The following is a 17,942-nucleotide window of genomic DNA, read 5'->3' as shown; positions in this document are numbered from 1 at the left end:
GGGCATTGCAGGGTTTAGCGGTTAAGGGGCAAAAAGTGCATTTACGGCAGGGCAATTTTTAGTGGGTAAAATTTCAAATGGCAGGTCACATTTTTACTCATAAAAAAAAGCGCCCTGCCAGTGGCAAAGCGCTTTTTTTATTGCGCAATCGTTGTTGGCTACCTACTTGTTGGTATCGAGGTTGCCCGAGTTGCGGATGATCTCGTTGGTCGTACCCGACTCGTTGCCGATACCGGTGCCGTCGCCACTATTGCCAGTGTATGAGCGGCTATCGGTGTTGCTGCCCGAGTTGTAAGTACGGCTCGAATCGCTATAACGGCTGCTGTCTTCGTAGCGGCTGCCCGAATCGCGCCAGCTGTTTTCGTTGTTTACGCGGATGCGGTTTTCCACATGTCGCACCCCCATGATGTTTTCCACCAGGTCTTCGGCGCGGCGCTTTTCCTCGCGGCTGCGTACCGAACCTGAAAGCACCACTTCGTTGCCTTCCACTTTTACATCAATTTCCGATGCATCTACACGGCCATCCTGGTACAGGCGGTCGCACACATCTTCGCGGATGCGTTCGTCGGAGCGCTGGTAACCTTTAGGGCCTTTGCCGCGGTGCTCACCATAATTGCGGGAGCTGCCGGCCATGCCGCTGGCATACTGCTGGCTGCCCTGGCGGTAATCGCCACGGTAGTTGCGGCGGTCATCGTCATCATCGTCGCTAAACCAGGAAGATACTTTTTCCTTTGTGCGTTCCCACCAGCTGTTATCATCGTCATCGTGGCGGCGTTCGCGGCCATAATTGCTATTGCCATATTGTTGGCCACCCGATGTGCGCTGTGCGTAGCCACTGTTGTAGCCTGATGAGCCGCTGCGTTGGTTGTAGCGATTTTCGTACGACTGGGAGTTGCCGCCCATATCCTGGCTGCCCGATCCGTAGCTGTCCCAGGCGCCATGTCCGCCACCGGTATAGCCCACCTGTCCGTATCCGCCCACGTTCCAGTTTTGGCGGTTGCCGTGGTACTGGTCATGCTGCATGTTGCCATAGTTGCGGCCACGGGCCCGGTTGGTTTCTTCCTCACGCTGTTTTACGTTGCCGTGATACACCTCGCCATAGCCGGGGTTGGGCGAATCGTTTCTGTTTACATACGAGTCGCTTTCATAATCCGGCCGGTCGCGCCATTGATCCCGTCGCTGGTTTTGCTGGTTCCAGCCGGCCTGATAGCCCTGATCGTAACGATCCTGGTTGTGCCTGTTGTCCATAATATATAGTATTTAAGGGTGAATAAATTTTAATTCGGGCTGTATTGCACTGTACCTGTAAAACGTATTTGGGACAGCAAACAACAGCCATTGCGCAGCAAATAAATGCTTATGGCACAGCTTGTTAACAGCCCCGCTTGTTTTTGGTCAATGCAAAACAGCCTAATATCACTAATAAAAACTATGCCTGTAAAAAAGGGGAACAGGTGGTTTGGGCAAGCGAACGGTGGGGGAAGAAGAAAGGTGGAGGAGAAATTATTTACGTCAAAATGGTACCCGGTTGTGTTCCTAACTGTGAGGGATGTCGTGCCGAACTTGTTTCGGCATCTCCTTTAATCTTGCGGAGTTTACAGAAGCAGCAGGAGATGCCGAAACAAGTTCGGCATGACACCTCCATTAAACAAGAATTCTACTTCATTTGCAGTTATTTTTTACCTACCACAAACAAAAAACTCCTGCACGGCCCGGCGATGCTGGTGTGCAGGAGTGATCCAAAAAGTTATGGGTTAACTGATCAGGAAACGGCTTCCTTCACAGTAAGCTTGGCAAAGTCGGAGCCGCTGAAAATTTTAGCCAGCGCTATGTTCTTTGACTTTTGATAATCAGCCAGGTGGGTGGCCGTTACGATGCGCCAAAAGTTTTTGGCTTTCAACTCGGCATAATCGGTGCCTTTGATAAACAGCCCATAAATGGGGTCGCGCTTTTTAAAAGCGATCTTAACTTGCTGTCCCTGCTTCATTGACTGGCGGTCCAGAAACTGTTCTATTTCTTCGATATTCATAATCTTATCGGGTTAAGGTAAATATGCGGTGGTTATGCAGATAAGTGTTCTTCAATGGAAGAGCCCAAGTCGCCTTCAACACCATACACCCACTCGGGCAAATCGGTACCGGTGGTTTTCCATTGGCCGCCGGCGTCTTTTATCAGGTTAAAAATCAAACGGTTGCCCTTATCGTCATTCACATCCACATGGTAGCGGGCTTCGGGCCCTGCAGACAAGCGGCGAAAATTGAACTCTCTTTGCCGCTGCCCTGCTTTGATTATTTTAGAAAAATAGGTGCTCATAAATTATGTAAGTAACGATTAAGGTTAAGCTTTTGCAGGTCCTTGTTGTCCATGGCGCTGGCCGCTGCGGTTGCGCCGGGGCTTTTGTCCGCCACCGTTGCGCGGGCCGCGTGGCCCATTGAACTGCCGCTCCTGACCAGGTGCCGGTGCAGGGTGTGCCGGCCGGCTGCGCATGGGAAAAGGATGCTCCTCCACCACCGGAATGGTCAGCCCGGTGAGTTTTTGAATGTCCTTAAGATAAGCACGCTCCTCCGCATCACAAAAAGAAAATGCCATGCCTTCGGCGCCTGCGCGGCCGGTGCGGCCAATGCGGTGCACGTAGGTTTCGGGCACGTTGGGCAGGTCGTAGTTGATGACATGCGAAAGATTGTCCACATCAATACCGCGGGCTGCAATATCGGTAGCTACCAACACTTGCAACCTTCCGTTCTTGAAGTTTTGCAGGGCACGCTGGCGGGCCTCCTGCGATTTATCGCCGTGCAATGCATCGGCTTTGATGTTTGCTTTTTTCAGTTCGCGGGCTATGCGGTCGGCGCCGTGCTTGGTGCGGGTAAACACCAGCGATCTGTCCAGCTTTTTGTCGTGCACCAGGTGCACCAGCAGCTTTTGCTTGTCGCCTTTGTGTACCATGTAAATAGCCTGCTCAATTTTTTCGGCCGTACTCGATACCGGTGCCACAGCTACTTCCACGGGGTTGTACAGCAGGCTGGCAGCCAGCTTGGCAATGGGCGGCGGCATGGTAGCCGAAAAAAACAGGGTCTGGCGCTGGCTGGGCAACTCGCGGATCACTTTTTTAATATCGCCAATAAAGCCCATGTCCAGCATGCGGTCGGCTTCATCCAGCACAAATACTTCCAGGTGATCGAGGTAAATATAGCCTTGCTGCATCAGGTCGAGCAGGCGGCCCGGGGTGGCAATCAGCACGTCCGTGCCGTTGCGCAGTGCTAAAGTTTGAGAATGCTGGGGTACCCCGCCAAAAATCACGTCGTGTTTCAGGCCCAGGTATTTACCGTAAGACTCAAAACTGTCATCGATCTGTACGGCCAATTCGCGTGTAGGCGTAAGTATGAGTGTGCGGATATGCTTGTAGCCATTACCACCAGAGCCGGTTTCGTACAGGCGCTGTAAAATAGGCAAGGCAAAAGCCGCCGTTTTTCCGGTTCCGGTTTGGGCGCAGCCCAGTAAGTCTTTGCCCTGGAGCACTACAGGTATGGATTGCTGTTGTATGGGGGTAGGGTTTTCGTATCCTTCTTTTTTGAGCGCCTTTAAAATGGGCTCAATAAGGTGAAGCTGTTCGAACGTCAAAATATGTCGATTAGATGTAATAAATAGGAGCTTGAATATATGGTATTATGCAACAATAAAAGCGATCCTTGTAAAAATCTTCCTTGAGGCCGGGCGGCCCTAGATGTTTGAGGTGGGCCTTCAGATACTCCTTACGGAGATCGGATATTCCTTTCGGAAAGGGCCAAAGGTAGGCTCTTTCGTGCTAATAGTTTGTAAAATAAGTGTAAAGCGGGAAATGGAGATGGTCATTTTGCCCAAAACCGGCTGCTGAACCTGTGGGCATAAAGAAGCCCCCGGGATTTTGCGGGGGCTGTTATTTAAGGCGTTTGTTTCATTTGCATGTCTTCTTTTTCATTGGACAAGGACGCCTGGCTTTTCATGGACCGGATTCTTTTCAAAGGATCTTTGGATTGGATTGGTTTTTCTTTTGAATGATTGGATTTAGCTTAAACTATAAAACTTACGGTATGAAAAAACGATTTTAAAAGAAGTTGATTGATACGGATTTCATTTGCTTTTCATGGGATCTGGATAATTCGGTTTTTTGGACGGTTTGGTCTTTCGGATTGGATGGTTTTTTTGCTCAATAGGATTTTGGACTTTTTTGATTGTGTGACCAATCAACTTCGAGCACAAAGATAGCTCTGCAATAAAGCGGCGGCAAGGGCATTTCTGCTCTTTTTTACCCCTTCATTTTATACGGCAAACATTTTTGTTTCAGGTACTCTTTACGAATAACCGTATCGTATATTTACGTGTATTTTTTACGCACAGACCCTTTTTTACCCCTCGGTTTACCGAGGCCTATCGGCAAGATATCCACTTGAAAGCCATTGCCTTTGCTGGGCTACTACTACCCTGTTTGAACTGTTTGCTGCCATAGCTGTTTCTTACAAACATTGACAAAAAGCCAACGTGGATCTACAAACCGAGCAGGAACCTGTTTTTATAAACCTCGATCCTCAACTAACCATTACCGGCATCAACAAAGCCGGGTGTGCCCTATTGGGCTGCACGCCAGCCGATGTAATTGGCCGCGATTGGTTTGAAACTTTCTTACCCCAACAACAACCAGGCGGCCCGTTAAGCAGCGATAAGAGTCATAACAGCCTGTTCGAACACACCGTGCAAACAGCAACCGGCATGTTGCAACCCATTCGCTGGCACACCAGCATCATACACAATGGTCATGGCGAGGTAGCCGGATCTATAGCCATGGGCACGCTGATTGGCCAGGAACACAACAAAGCCATCTCCGCCGAAGAGGGCCGGGAAAGCCGCAAGGCGGTGCTATCGGCAGCGCTGGAAGCACAGGAAAAAGAACGGCAACTGCTGGCCGAGGAGCTGCACGAAAGCGTAACGCAGATCCTTACCACCTGCAAACTGATTTTGGAGCACAACGAAGGCTGCAACGGGGACCCGGCTACGCAACAAGCTATTGTTTACCTGCAAAAAGTAATCAACCGGGTTCGCGGCATTAGTCACTGGCTCAATCCAAAGCAACTGTCGGAAATTGGGCTGGTAGCAGCCATCGGGGAAATGATCAAGGATATTGCACCGCAGGGCAAACCGCATATTTTGCTCCACGCTTCCGAACCTAAAACGTTGGCTAGGTTGGATGCAGGAGTCCAGCTATCCTTGTTCCGCATTATACAGGAGCAGTGCAGCAACATTGTGCGCTACGCCCAGGCCACCCGCGCCGATATTTACCTGCAGCTCAGTTTTGATGCGGTTGAATTAAAAATTGCCGACAACGGCATTGGCTTTAACCGCGATGCAGTGCAGTTTGGGCTGGGGCTGCGCAATATTAAAAGCCGGGCCGAAAACCACGAAGGCAGCATGCACCTCGATTCGGCGCCGGGTGCCGGTTGCAGGCTGCAGGTGCGCCTGCCGCTGAAATAAAAAAGCGTGGCACAGGTGGCCACGCTTTTTTAAGGCAATAAATGACAAGCAAACATTAGTACACCCTTTGCATCGGTGCGGCAACTAAGTTAAAGAAATCCTAATAAACGCAAAATAAATTTTTAGCCCCGCGTTTTCGGTTAGGCATCGGTGTGGGCTGTGGGTAAATGGGCTACTCCGCTGCTGCATTTACCCGCGATTTGCGGCGCAACAGGTTTTTGCGTTTTTTCTTGGGCGGGCTGCCCAGCAGATAACCAACAGGCTTCCATTCGTCCACATTGTCGCAGATGATTTTTACAATACCCAACAGCGGTATGGCCAGCACCATGCCCGGTATGCCCCACACCAGTTCGCCAATAACCAGACCGGCAATGGTAGCCAGCGGGTTAATGCTTACTTCGGCGCCCACCACGAGGGGTTCCAGCAAATAAGTTTGCACAAACTGTATGACGGCGTAAGTAGCCAGCACGCCGATGACCATGCCCCCGCTGCCGCCCTGCGCAAAAACCGTAATGACCGTAAACAGCGTACCGGTAAGGTTGCCGATAAACGGAACAATTTCGAGCAGGCCGCACAGCACGGCAAAGAAGATGGCATTTTTTACCCCCACAATGGAAAAGCCAATGCCATACAAAACCCATAGGCAGGCAATCATCAGTGCCATACCGGAAAGATATTTTTGCGCCACTTTCCGCGATTCCAGAAGGGTTTTTTCGGCTTGCTGTTGTTTATTCTGCGGCACCAGCATCAGCACAAAGCGGTGCAGCCGGGTTCGGTAATACAGTAGCAAAAACAGGTACACCAGCACCAGGATCAGATCGGTGAGAAAACCGCCAAAGCCCGCCAAAAAGCCCGTGACCATTGTTTGCAGGCGCCCCGACGGCTGGCCGCCTTTGATCAATTCTTTTTGCTGCTGCCGCGAAATGCCGAAGGTGCGGTCAATGTAGCGGCGCAATTCGGTGATCTTTCGCGACAGGTTTTGTTCTATTTCATCGGCATTTGCTGCCAGGTCGGACAGTTGCCACGACAGCAAGGCCACCACACCGGCCACTACCACGATCATGCACAGCAGACAAATAATAATGGCCAGGGCCCGCGGCATGTGTTGCTCCATGCGCTGACACCAAGGCAAAAACAACATGGCCAGCAGCGCCGCCATGGTAAAGGGCACAAAAAAAGGCTTTGCATAAACAGCCGCTACAAACAGCAAAATAAAAAACAGCAATATCTGCATGGGTTTATGCAGGGATGGAATGGTCATAAATGCAGTGCTTTAAATTTTATACCAAGCAGGGAATTTGGGATTTCGGATTTTTAGAAATGTACGAAAGAGCACACCTTTTGCCTTAATTGACTTTTGCGGGCAAGATAATCGTCCATCCAAAATCGTAAATCGTACATCATAAATTACATCTGGTATAATCTGTGCGCAAACCAATGTAAAAACATGAAGCCGTTTAATGAACTGATACAATCCGACAAGCCCGTGCTGGTTGATTTTTTTGCAGAATGGTGCGGCCCCTGCAAAACGATGGCGCCCATTTTAAAGCAAGCCAAAGATGCATTGGGCGATGCCGTAACCGTGATTAAAGTTGATGTGGACCGCAACCCCGATGCAGCAAGACAATACAATGTACAAGGAGTGCCCACCTTGGTGCTGTTTCAGGCTGGACAGGTGCGCTGGCGCCAATCGGGTGTGGTGCCGGCACAAACCCTGGTGCAGGCAGTGCGGCAAGTAAGTTGATGCGCAAGTAAAAATTCAAAAGTAAAAAGGCAAAAGAGTGAAGAGCATTGAACAGCTTTTTTAGCTTTTGAATTTTTACTTTTTACTTAAACCCTTTCAGATAGAGGTATTTGGCCGCGGCTGCGGTAAACGGTACAATGGGCAGCGTGGGGAGCAGTTGCACTTCCTGGGCAAGCGAGGTTTCATTGTCTAAAAACTGCAACACCCGGGAGCCTTTATTTTTTTGAAACAACTGCCGGAAAATATCGGCGCCCAGCAGCTTTCCTTCGGAAAGGATTTGCAGCAGCACACTATCGTAAAAATGAAAACGAGGTGATTCCTTGTTTAGGTCGAATGGGTGGCCGTGCTGCAACAGGCTCGCCACAATCCTATCTGATTTTTTTTGCACCGCCCGGAAGGTATAACCACTCGAACCTTTCGTGTTGCCGCCTGCCGTTCCAAGATTTAAAATATTGCCACTCCGTTGCGGAAAAGAAACATTGGTCATGGGAATGATGCCAAATTCTTCTTCGGTGATGGTGTACCGGTCAATACTTAAAAAGCGATGCAGGTAGTCTTTTAAAGCCGCATCATATGCTTCTTGCGGCAACAATTTTCCTGAAAACAGCGTGTACTCCACCAGGGCCCTGCGCCGCGAAACGGGCAGCACATACACAAAGGTGGTGCCCTGCTCCTGCCCTACGCGAAAGTCCATCATCGTAGCTTCAGCCGGGTTGAAACAGTCCGTTTCGGTTTCGATGGTCCATCCTTTGAAATGCTGCAGCAGCCAGTATTCGTGCGGCTTTAGCTGCGGCTGTTTTGGCGGTATGCTGTTGAACAAAATCGGCGCCACATATACTTCGCCGCCGGCTTGCACCTGCACTTCATTTCCCTCTTGCTCAATGGAATCTACTGTTGCCTGTACGCGATGAATATTCGGAAACTGGTCTAAGTACTCGAAACAATGGCGGTAAAAATCAATACCGCGAATGAGCTTATACCGGTAAGGCGCTATATCCAGCTTTTTGGAAAAGCCCTGCGCATGTACATACAAAGTGTTCCACTGGTGGTGCACAATGTTTTCAAAAAGACCTGCCTCTTTTTCCCAAAAACACCAGGTGCGGTCGTTCCTGTTTTTTGCATCGGCATCGAGCAGCAATACTTTTTTACCCGACAATGCAGGCTGCTGCACCATGCGCATCAGCAGGCTAAGCGCAGCCAATCCCGAACCGGTGAAAATGTAGTCGAAGGTTTTGATAACAAAGAGGAGATAATGGATGAAAGTTGGTGGATTATAGTCAAGAGTTGGGAGTTGACACTTGGCAGTTACTCGTCAAAATTGGACGTGCAGATTTTTCTTCCGACTTCTGACTGCGGACTTCGGACTTTTCCATCTTTACTGTCTTTGCGGTCTTTCCTGTCTCCCCCTACCCCTGCTCTGGTGCGTAGCCCACTCTTTTAGCAGCCATCAGCTTTTTATCGCGGCGCACTTTATCCCAGTATTTTTTGTGCACGTACAACATGCCAAAGCTTTCGCCATCTTCTTTATTCAGGTGCTTATGGTGCATTTTGTGTGCCCACCTGATGGCCCGCACATAAGTATTGCGGCTGCGGCTAAACCATTTAAAGCGCTGGTGAATGATCACATCGTGCACCAGAAAATAAGCAGCACCATAGGCCATAATGCCAAAACCAATGGCCTGCATCCACCACACCTGGTTGTATACACCAAAGCCAATCAGCAACATACTGGGCACCGCAAAAATGACAAAGAACAGATCGTTCTTTTCAAAAAAACCAGGCTCCACCTGGTGATGATCGCGGTGCAGGTACCACAAAAATCCGTGCATTACATAACGGTGCGTTAACCACGTAACGCCTTCCATAATGATGAACGTTGCAAGCAGTACCAAAGTAAAATACAACGGGGTCATATTGTAGTAAGCAATTAAAATTCAAAAGTTGAGAGAAGAAAGTTTAAGGTTTAAGGTTGGCTACCGCAGCAACAACTTTAAACTTTAAACTTTTTCCGCCATTTTCCGCACAGTAGCGTTGCCAAACTGCTGCTGCCACCAGGCCTGCACCATTGGAAACGCGATGCGGAACCAGGATGTAAACGCTGCTGGCTCGGCAATAATCCAGTCTTCAATGGCTTCCATTTCCATGTAGCGGCTGTCGGCCACTTCTTCCGCATTAAGCTCCATCGGCCCATCATACTGGCCCGCAAACACATGATCGTATTCGTGCTCCACCAGGCCATTTTCCACATCGGCGCGGTAGGTAAAAGCAAATATTTTTTCCAGCGGCGTTTCAAAACCCATTTCCTCCTGAAGCCTGCGCCGGGCGGCCGTTTCAACCGCTTCATCGGGGTAAGGATGGCTGCAGCAGGTGTTGGTCCACAAGCCACCGCCATGATATTTTTGCGCAGCCCGCTGTTGCAGCAACATGCGGCCGGCACCATCAAACACGAAAACCGAAAAAGCACGGTGCAGCAAGCCCTGTTCGTGGGCCGCCATTTTTTCCATCGTACCCAATGGTTCATCCTGTTCGTTTACCAGCAATACTTCCTGCACACTCATGGTCATTTCAAATTTATTCATCCGGATATTGTTGTTACCAACTGCAACCCCCCGTTCAGCACCTGTTGCGTCGCACTCTTGTACTTTCTAAACGCTATTCATCATTCCATCAACTACCAACTATCAACTATCAACTACTTCTCAAATCATCCGCAACTGGTTCTTCACGCCAGCTTTCAGCACAATATAAGCCTTGTGATAATTGGGTATGCGAATGCGTTTGTTAAGAATATGTCCCGGGTGGGTCGACTTAATTTTACCAAACAGGGAATAATAATATTTGTAGGCAACATATACGCCAAACTTCGACTTCATGGGCAACTCCAGGATGCCGGTGTATGCATGCTCAAAATCCTGTTCAATGTCGGCTTCAATCCGGGCCTTATCGCTTTCTGTAAACTGGTGAAAATCGCAGCCCGGAAAATACATCCTTGACAGGTCGTTGAAGTCTGCTTTAATGTCGCGCAAAAAGTTCACCTTCTGGAATGCTGCACCCAGCGACCTTGCTGAATCTTCCAGCTTGCGGTACAAGGTTTCGTTGCCTTCACAAAAAACATACAAACACATCAGGCCCACCACTTCGGCCGAACCATAAATGTATTCTTCATAGCCCTGCCGGTCGTACACGTTTTGCGTCAGGTCCGATTCCATGCTTTTGAAAAACGCATGAATCAGGTGGTGATCAATGCCGTATTCGTTTACCGTGTCCTGGAATGCATTAAGAATCGGATTGAGCGAAATGCGCCGCTCAATGGCTTCAAAGGTTTCCGCTTTAAATTGTTGGAGCAGGGCCTCCTTATCATGTTCGTGAAATGTGTCCACGATCTCGTCGGCAAAACGCACAAACCCATAGATGTTGAAAATGGGCCGCCGCATTTCGGGGTGCAACAATTTAATGGCCGAAGAAAAAGACGTGCTGTAGCGCACCGTTACTTCCTTGCTGCATGCTTCACAAACCTGATCGAAAAATGCTTTCGTCATAAAGTTTTCGTTTCGTATGGTAATGTGCATCGGCCGATTGCTTTGCTGCTTTCTATTTTGCAACAGCCACAGCACCTGCATCAGCCCCACACCATTTTGTCTTACAATCGTCTTTCGCTCCCCTTCCCTTGCCCTCTTCTATCCTATTTGGCGCACCACCTGCGCCGACACCACTTCGCCACTGATCAGGCTGGGCGGCACTCCGGGCCCGGGCACCGTAAACTGCCCGGTGTAATACAGGTTGGGCACTTTTTTACTGCGGCACGACGGCTTGAAAATGGCCGTTTGCATCAGCGTATTGGCCAGCCCGTAAGCATTGCCTTTAAATGAATGGTACTCCCGCTCAAAATCGGAAACGGAAAACGACTTTTTATACAGTATGTGTTCTTTTATGGATTGGCCCAGCCGCTGCTCTAACCTGCTGATGGCATCATTAAAATATCGTTCCCGCACAGCTTCGGTGTCTTCCTTTAAGCCTGCCGCCACCGGTATCAGCAAAAACAGGTTTTCGCAACCTTCCGGTGCGCCGGATGGATCTGTTTTGGTAGTGGCCGACAGGTAAAACATCGGGTCGGTGGGCCATTGCGGCCGCTGGTAAATTTCATCGGCATGCTGCTGAAACTCCGTGTCGAAAAACAGCGAATGATGCAGCAGGTTGTCGATTTTTTTACCAACACCAATATAATACAACAGGCAGGATGGCGCCAGCACCCGTCCCTGCCAATAAGTTTCGGTATAGCTGCGATGCTCAGGCGCCAGCAAATGCTGCTCGGTAAAATGATAATCGCCGCCACTGATGATGGCATCGGCAGTGTACGTGCCTTTATTAGTTACCAGTTTCCTTGCCTTGCCCTGCTCAATAACAATTTCGGTTGCTTCTTCATCAAAGCGAAACGCCACGCCCAATTCCTCGGCCAGGCTGTGCATGGCTTTAACAATTGAAAACATGCCGCCCTGCGGAAACCAGGTACCGCCGCGCATATCGGCATAGTTCATCAGGCTGTACAGCGCCGGCGTATCGGCGGGCAATGCGCCCAAAAACAACACAGGGAACTCCATCAACTGCTGCAGTTTGGGACTTTTAAAATGCCGCGCCACATGCTTTTTAATGGAAGTAAACAGGTCGAGCCGAAACATGTTGCCCAGCACCTGGCGGTCTACAAACTCGGTAAGCGATTGCCCCGGTTTGTACACCAGGCTTTGCATGCCAATGCGGTATTTATCGCCGGCCTCTTTCAGGTAACTATCCAGTTGGCGGGCACTGCCCGGCTCAATGGATTCGAAGAGTTGGCGCAGCGCCTCGTAGTCGGCCGGTATGTCGGTATGCCCTTCGGGCCAGTACACCCGGTACGATGGATCGAGGCGGGTAAGGCTGTAGTAGTCCGAAACCTTTTTACCGAATTGTGCAAAAAAGCGTTCAAACACATCCGGCATCCAGTACCAGCTTGGTCCCATGTCAAAGGTGAAACCCTCGGCCTGCAACTGACGTGCACGGCCACCCGCGGTGCTGTTTTTTTCCACCACCTGCACCTTCCAGCCTGCGCGGGCCATAAAAGAAGCTGCCGAAAGGCCGGCAAAACCGGCGCCTATAATGATTACAGATTTACTCAACGTTGAACTTGTTTTTGCAGCAGCTTTTTAGCAAAATGAATACGACTCTTAATCGTTCCAAGGGGTTCGTTTAGCGCTTCGGCTATTTCCTGATATTTATAGCCCTGCAGGTAGAGCAAACACGCTGCTTTAAAGATAGCGGGTAATCCATAAATAGCGCCATTAATTTCATTCAGCAACAGCTTCTTATCGGAAGACGGCGCCGAATGCGGCTCGAAATACCTAACGGTATCCATCACCAGTTTTTTACGTCCATTGCGCCGGTAGTCGTTGATAAAAATGTTGCGCATGATGGTAAATAACCAGGCCTTTACATTGGTGCCGGGCTGATACTTATCACGATAGGCAAAAGCTTTGTACAATGTTTCCTGGCACAGGTCCTTTGCCGATTCGTGATCGTGCGTCAGGGTAATGGCAAAAGGCCGGAGCCCTTCTGCGTTGTTGATGATCAGTGCGTTGAATTCTTGTGTACTCACGTTGTTTAACTTTTACAGAGTAAATTTAAACGGAATATTCTGTTTAAACATCACACTGTATCTCTTAAACAAATTAGAAAATCAATGTTACAACACAAATTGTTGATTGTTAAGGGTTCATAGCCATAAAAAAGTTGAAAAAAATTTTTAACTGCCGCGCTTAGTTTAACTACTGCACAGTTTAAAAGAGATTAATGGGGCGCATTTTCTAAGAGAAAAGAGTTATGAAAATGTTTGAGGTTTCTGACAACTGCTTATTGCAATGCACATCGAAATAGAAACGGTTGCCGCTATTCATCAACAAACTGAATAAAAACAAAAATGCGCTGGCTTAAATGCCAACGCATTAGGTAAGCAAGCCACATAACGCAGCTGTGCAACCGAAAAGGGATTATTAAAAATGTGCTACAGTGTTTCGATCGTTTGCACTACTTCAGGCAGCGATTGTAAAAACCGGACGTTGGGAATGGGCGAATAGGCACGGGAAGCCACAAAGCCAGAGATCAGCGATTGTGCGTTGTATTGTCCTAACTGCTGCAACAGCCGCTCAAAGCGAGTGTTAGAAGGTGCGGTGGTTAAGTGCAGGTAAATGAATTGCGGCTGTTTTATTTCCACCACGTAACCCAGGTCTTTCAGGGGCACGTTGGCGCCCAGGTACACCACCGGCAGGCCGCGCTTTTTAAGTAGGTAATAAACAAACAGCAGCCCCATTTCGTGAAATTCGCCTTCGGGCAAAAACAGCAGAAACTCAGGGCCGGTGCGGAACGGCATGGGCAGGTACTCGATGCCGCAAATAATTTTCTGCCGGATGATGTTGGACACAATGTGCTCCTGCGCCGGGTTGATGCGGTCGGTTTGCCACAGGATGCCCACTTTTTCCAAAAACTGGAAGATCAGCGAAGTGATTGTTTTCTCTAGGCCATGCTCCCGGATATGGCTGTTGAGGATCAGTTCAAAATCCAGCGAACGCAGGTCCACCATACAGCCGATCAACTCGTTCACCAAAAATTCGCCTGCCGCCTCGGGACTGTTGATGCCCATGATGGCTTCCCTGCGCTTTTCGGGCGGCATCTCGTCGATGCGGGAAATTTTGTAGCCATAGCGGTTGAGCAGGGCTACGGTGAGCAACGTTTTCAGTTCGTCGTTCGAGTAGGTACGGATGTTAGTGGCGGTACGCGACGGTTTCAGGAAGTGGTAGCGCTGCTCCCAAATCCTGATCGTGTGGGCCTTGATGCCCGAAATCGTTTCCAGTTCTTTTATTGAAAACCCCATCGCTATTCACTACAAACAAGGTAAAGAAAAGGTTGAGAAATTTCGGAATGCGGATTTCGGATTTCGGAACCCTTGACTGCAATAAGTTGCTGCTTCAACATGTAGAAGCAGGTTGTGGGCGAAGTGATTATCTATGCTTTTTAGCGGTGATAATGGATGCAACTGTGATGGCAAGTAATTCATCGCCTTCCTTCCATAAATGGGCAACTTTAGGCCTGAGTGCTTCAGACAAGCCAACAGTGAACTCCAGCCAAAACATCGTTTCGTCCAGCTCTTCTTCAACAATATGCATTTTATGGATGTAGTCGGCTACTGATTTAGCCCGGCAGGCAGCACGGTAATTGGCCGCAGCAGAAGGAGCCGAGCGGATTATTTGATTTACTACAGTGTTAAACCCAGAGTTGGCAGGTAATCCCTCGGAAAAATGAACAATGTCAATAGCATATTTTTTCAGCCTTTCTTGTATTTCTTTTTTATTCATAGAAAAAGGGGCCGATTAGCCTAGCCAATCTTAGGCGAACCTTAAAAGAACAAAAGAAACGCTAACAAGTCAAGGGTTCCGAAATCCGCATTCCGAAATCAAAGCAGGTTCTTGTTCAGAAGGGGATAATCGCGAAAGGCGTGTAATGTTGGGGAAGTGGCCAGCTTTTGCAGCAGGGCCAGGTGGCGGGGGTGGTGCAGGTCGGTGCCCAAGAAATTATAGTATCCTTTTTCCAAAAGATACTCAGCCAGTTCTTTTACAGAGCGGCCGTAGTGGCCAGTGAGCGACAACATATTGAGTTGAAACAGGCAGCCTGCATCCTTAACGGTATCAAATATTTCGCGGCGGCGGTCGAGGTAAATATAGCGTTCGGGGTGGGCCAGCACGGGCTGGTAGTCCTGGATCTGCATTTCAAAAAATACTTGCTGCAGCTCATAAGGTGCCGTCACCATCGAAAACTCCACTAGCACATAATTATCCTTTAGTGTCAGCAACGGTGCTTTTTCGCGCAGCAGGTCTTCAAAATGATCGTCGATAAAATATTCAGCGGCGGCATCAAGCGCAACGTTGATTCCGGCATCCTGTAAAGCAATGCGAACTTCGGCCAGTTTGCCGCGTATAATGTCGGGGGTGTTTGGATAAATGTCGCCCAGGATATGAGGCGTGGCAATGAGTTTTTGGTAGCCCAGTGCGGCCAGGCCGCGGATCATTTCAACAGAAGTTTCGATATCCGGAGCACCATCGTCGATGCCCGGCAGCAGGTGTGCATGCATGTCGGCAGCCAGCCAACTCAGATCAGGGATTTCTGCACTCTTTTTTCTCCAGAAAAACATGCGCTCCTTTTTTTATCCAGCAGTTTATGATATAGCCCGGACATTTCGTGCATCAGCCGCTGGTATCCAAAGCGTTCCCGCACAAAATCTGCGCCTTCGTAGCCCAAGCGCTGGCGCAAGTTATCATTATTCACCAAACTCAGCAGGTTATTATAAAAAGAGGGATCGTCGTTGATGTCGGAAAGCAGGGCGGTTTTCCCTTCCAGCACGATATCGCCAATTCCGCCTACCCGGGTAGACACGATGGGTTTGCTGGCCGCCTGCGCCTCGATGAGGCTTACCGGCGTACCCTCGTTGAACGAGGTGAGGGTGACAATGTCGAGGCCAGCCATGATGGCGTCCACATCCTTACGCCAGGACGTAAACACTAGGGGATGCGGGTGGGAACTGTCGGTATGCTGGGAAAAAAGGATGCCCCGCTCTGTGGCCAGGCTTTCCAACCGGCTGCGGGTTTCGCCGTCGCCAATAATGAAGGCTTTCACTTTCCGGCCGGTATTGCCCAACACATGTGCCAGCGCATTGATGAACAGGTCGTGGTTTTTGATGGGCACCAGCCGGCCAATGATGCCGATGGCTATTTCATCGTCGGCCACGCCAAACTCACTGCGGAATTTGCGGCGTTTTTCCTCCTGCCCTACTTCAAACCTTTCGAGGTCGAGCCCCAGGCGGATGAGGTGAAATTTATTGGCCGGTGCAATGGCGAAGTCCTCCACCAGTTCGCGTTTCTGCTGATCGGAAATGGTAATGATGGCGTCGGTACGACGCGCCAAGTACCGCTCCGTATTGATGTAAAAATTGGTCTTCAGCGAGTTGAAATACGAATGAAACACATGGCCGTGAAAAGTGTGTACAATCACCGGCACATTTAACGCTGATGCTGCCAGTCGCCCCAAAGCGCCAGGCTTTGCCGCATGGGTGTGTACAATATCGGGTTTAAAGTCCCTGATCAGCTTTTTTAACTGGCGGTACGCGCCAAAATCCGATGTTGGACTAATGGACCGCCCCATGCCCGGAATGGTATGGTAGCCAATGCCCAGTTTTTCGGTGAGGTATTCTGCGCTTTGCTCGTGGTTTTCCCGCTCACCTACCACCAGCAGGGTTTCGAACTCGGGTGCCAGGTACCTGGTGAGGTAGGTAGCGTTCAAAACCGGTCCGCCAACAGCAAGGCGATTCAGTATGCGCAGGACTCGGGGCATGTATGGGTTAAAAGTTTAATCCGGAAAATTGGGTGCAAAGATAAGGAAGAAGAGATGATGGATGACAGATGGTAGATGATAGATGGGAGTTGAGAGTTGGGAGTTGAGAGTTGGGAGATGATGGGGAGGCGTGATCTACTATGTATTTAGTATCTATTTGCCATCCATATGGCAGGTATGATCTAATGAAACGGTGCGTACAGTGCGGTGGCAAAAGCGGCACCTATAAGCTATAACGGTATCGATCATTTACCTAACCACAAAAGTGGCATACCCGCCTGGAAAACAGCCTTTAGCGGCAGAACCGGATGGCTCCGTTTGCGCCGCCAACCGCAAATATTATTCTTGTATTACCGGCAATCAATACAGTGCATCCACGGTAATACAGAAGGCGCCATTTACCCATTGCACTTTTTGTTGCCCTATTACTTAACACTTTTTAAAACAAATTTTATGGCAAAGCAAAAAGGCATTTTTAAAGTAGAAGGCACGCTTGGCGATGTGACCTTTTATAAATCGAAAGACGGTTATATGATCCGGGAGAAGGGCGGCATCTCTGCCGAACGGATGGCCAGCGACCCCGCATTTGAACGCACCCGGGAGAACCAGGCCGAATTTGGCCGGGCGGGCAAAGCAGGCAAGCTGCTGCGCACCGCATTCCGGCCCTTGCTGCAACATGCTGCAGACAGCAGGATGGTGAGCCGGATGCTGCAAACCATGATGCGGGTGGTAAAAGCCGATGCCACCAGCCCCCGGGGCCAGCGCAATGTGCTGGATGGCGAACTGGAACTGCTGGAAAACTTTGAGTTCAATGAAGCCGGTAAGCTGGGGCAGACTTTTTTTGCGCCCTTTACTGGAACGATCAACCGGCCTACCGGGGCGCTGGCCATTGCCATTCCCCCTTTTGTGCCGATGGAGCAGATCGCGGCACCGGCGGAGGCCACGCATTTCCGGATCCTTGCCGGGGGCGGTTCGCTGGATTTTGAACACGAGCAATTCAGCACCGATACAGATGCATCGGCCCTGCTGCCGCTGAGCGGCACGCCTACCACCGCAATTTCCCTGCAGTTTAGCGTGGCGGCCAACAGTACCCACCCGCTGATGCTGGTGCTGGGCATTTCTTTTTTCCAGCAAGTGAACGGCAATTCCTACTCCTTGAAGAACGGTGCCTTTAATGCGCTGGCGATTGTGCGGGTAAGCGGAGTGTGAGGGAGGTGGCAGTTGATAGTTGGCAGTTGGGAGCAGGGGGAGTTAGTTGGATGATAGATTGAAGGGTGTATATGAGATT

18 protein-coding genes are annotated in these 17,942 nt (G+C 49.8%); 3 read left to right on the top strand and 15 right to left on the bottom strand.

The genetic code is table 11. From position 1 onward, the window contains the following. Window positions 1–162: 162 nt before the first annotated feature. The 4 genes from DRJ53_RS15645 to DRJ53_RS15625 form a co-directional block, all read right to left on the bottom strand. Window positions 163–1,248 carry a BON domain-containing protein gene (locus DRJ53_RS15645; protein ID WP_114236601.1) on the bottom strand — a complete coding sequence of 362 codons (1,086 nt, stop codon included), beginning with the start codon at window positions 1,246–1,248 and terminating at the stop codon, window positions 163–165. Window positions 1,249–1,762: 514 nt separating this feature from the next. Next, a complete protein-coding gene (locus tag DRJ53_RS15635) occupies window positions 1,763–2,029 on the bottom strand; it encodes a short-chain dehydrogenase (protein ID WP_240040755.1) in 267 nt (88 codons plus the stop codon). A gap of 32 nt (window positions 2,030–2,061) precedes the next feature. Next, window positions 2,062–2,313 carry a hypothetical protein gene (locus DRJ53_RS15630; RefSeq protein WP_114236599.1) on the bottom strand — a complete coding sequence of 84 codons (252 nt, stop codon included), beginning with the start codon at window positions 2,311–2,313 and terminating at the stop codon, window positions 2,062–2,064. Between the two features lie 24 nt (window positions 2,314–2,337). Continuing rightward, window positions 2,338–3,618 carry a DEAD/DEAH box helicase gene (locus DRJ53_RS15625; protein WP_114236598.1) on the bottom strand — a complete coding sequence of 427 codons (1,281 nt, stop codon included), beginning with the start codon at window positions 3,616–3,618 and terminating at the stop codon, window positions 2,338–2,340. A gap of 897 nt (window positions 3,619–4,515) precedes the next feature. On the opposite strand from DRJ53_RS15625, the gene DRJ53_RS15620 reads away from it, so the two are divergent. Next, the gene (locus tag DRJ53_RS15620; RefSeq protein WP_114236597.1) at window positions 4,516–5,502 is read left to right on the top strand and encodes an ATP-binding protein; all 987 of its coding nucleotides are present in this window, start codon (window positions 4,516–4,518) and stop codon (window positions 5,500–5,502) included. A gap of 172 nt (window positions 5,503–5,674) precedes the next feature. On the opposite strand, the gene DRJ53_RS15615 is transcribed toward DRJ53_RS15620, so the two are convergent. Continuing rightward, the gene (locus DRJ53_RS15615) at window positions 5,675–6,763 is read right to left on the bottom strand and encodes an AI-2E family transporter (RefSeq protein ID WP_114236596.1); all 1,089 of its coding nucleotides are present in this window, start codon (window positions 6,761–6,763) and stop codon (window positions 5,675–5,677) included. A gap of 186 nt (window positions 6,764–6,949) precedes the next feature. On the opposite strand from DRJ53_RS15615, the gene trxA reads away from it, so the two are divergent. Continuing rightward, window positions 6,950–7,246 (top strand): thioredoxin, encoded by a 297-nt coding sequence (trxA, locus tag DRJ53_RS15610; RefSeq protein WP_114236595.1) that lies wholly within the window; start codon window positions 6,950–6,952, stop codon window positions 7,244–7,246. A gap of 82 nt (window positions 7,247–7,328) precedes the next feature. Here trxA and DRJ53_RS15605 read toward each other — a convergent pair whose 3' ends face one another. The 10 genes from DRJ53_RS15605 to DRJ53_RS15560 form a co-directional block, all read right to left on the bottom strand. After that, a complete protein-coding gene (locus DRJ53_RS15605; RefSeq protein WP_277749278.1) occupies window positions 7,329–8,465 on the bottom strand; it encodes a lycopene cyclase family protein in 1,137 nt (378 codons plus the stop codon). A gap of 187 nt (window positions 8,466–8,652) precedes the next feature. Continuing rightward, window positions 8,653–9,159, bottom strand: coding sequence for a sterol desaturase family protein (locus DRJ53_RS15600; RefSeq protein ID WP_114236593.1), 507 nt, complete (start codon window positions 9,157–9,159; stop codon window positions 8,653–8,655). 84 nt (window positions 9,160–9,243) lie between these two features. Further along, on the bottom strand, window positions 9,244–9,825 hold the full coding sequence (idi, locus tag DRJ53_RS15595) for an isopentenyl-diphosphate Delta-isomerase (protein WP_241558577.1): 582 nt from the start codon (window positions 9,823–9,825) through the stop codon (window positions 9,244–9,246). 120 nt (window positions 9,826–9,945) lie between these two features. Next, the gene (locus DRJ53_RS15590; RefSeq protein WP_114236670.1) at window positions 9,946–10,785 is read right to left on the bottom strand and encodes a phytoene/squalene synthase family protein; all 840 of its coding nucleotides are present in this window, start codon (window positions 10,783–10,785) and stop codon (window positions 9,946–9,948) included. 138 nt (window positions 10,786–10,923) lie between these two features. Further along, a complete protein-coding gene (locus tag DRJ53_RS15585; RefSeq protein WP_114236592.1) occupies window positions 10,924–12,396 on the bottom strand; it encodes a phytoene desaturase family protein in 1,473 nt (490 codons plus the stop codon). Beyond that, on the bottom strand, window positions 12,393–12,872 hold the full coding sequence (locus tag DRJ53_RS15580) for an RNA polymerase sigma factor (protein WP_114236591.1): 480 nt from the start codon (window positions 12,870–12,872) through the stop codon (window positions 12,393–12,395). Before DRJ53_RS15580 ends, DRJ53_RS15585 begins: the two co-directional genes overlap by 4 nt. 405 nt (window positions 12,873–13,277) lie before the next feature. After that, window positions 13,278–14,144 (bottom strand): MerR family transcriptional regulator, encoded by an 867-nt coding sequence (locus tag DRJ53_RS15575; protein ID WP_114236590.1) that lies wholly within the window; start codon window positions 14,142–14,144, stop codon window positions 13,278–13,280. A gap of 127 nt (window positions 14,145–14,271) precedes the next feature. Then, window positions 14,272–14,625 carry a four helix bundle protein gene (locus DRJ53_RS15570; protein WP_114236589.1) on the bottom strand — a complete coding sequence of 118 codons (354 nt, stop codon included), beginning with the start codon at window positions 14,623–14,625 and terminating at the stop codon, window positions 14,272–14,274. A gap of 98 nt (window positions 14,626–14,723) precedes the next feature. Beyond that, window positions 14,724–15,458 carry a tyrosine-protein phosphatase gene (locus tag DRJ53_RS15565; RefSeq protein WP_114236588.1) on the bottom strand — a complete coding sequence of 245 codons (735 nt, stop codon included), beginning with the start codon at window positions 15,456–15,458 and terminating at the stop codon, window positions 14,724–14,726. Then, window positions 15,416–16,654, bottom strand: a complete 1,239-nt coding sequence (locus tag DRJ53_RS15560) for a glycosyltransferase (protein WP_114236587.1) — start codon at window positions 16,652–16,654, stop codon at window positions 15,416–15,418. The genes DRJ53_RS15565 and DRJ53_RS15560 overlap by 43 nt, the downstream gene beginning before the upstream one ends. Before the next feature lie 453 nt (window positions 16,655–17,107). On the opposite strand from DRJ53_RS15560, the gene DRJ53_RS15555 reads away from it, so the two are divergent. Beyond that, complete coding sequence (locus DRJ53_RS15555) at window positions 17,108–17,863, top strand: hypothetical protein (RefSeq protein ID WP_114236669.1); 756 nt, start codon at window positions 17,108–17,110, stop codon at window positions 17,861–17,863. Window positions 17,864–17,942: the final 79 nt, after the last annotated feature.

The sequence above is a fragment of the Paracnuella aquatica genome (assembly GCF_003332885.2).
GTDB classification, from domain to species: domain Bacteria; phylum Bacteroidota; class Bacteroidia; order Chitinophagales; family Chitinophagaceae; genus Flavisolibacter; species Flavisolibacter aquaticus.
The sequence above is the reverse complement of the archived record's forward strand: the minus strand, read 5'-3'. Positions and strand labels throughout refer to the sequence as shown.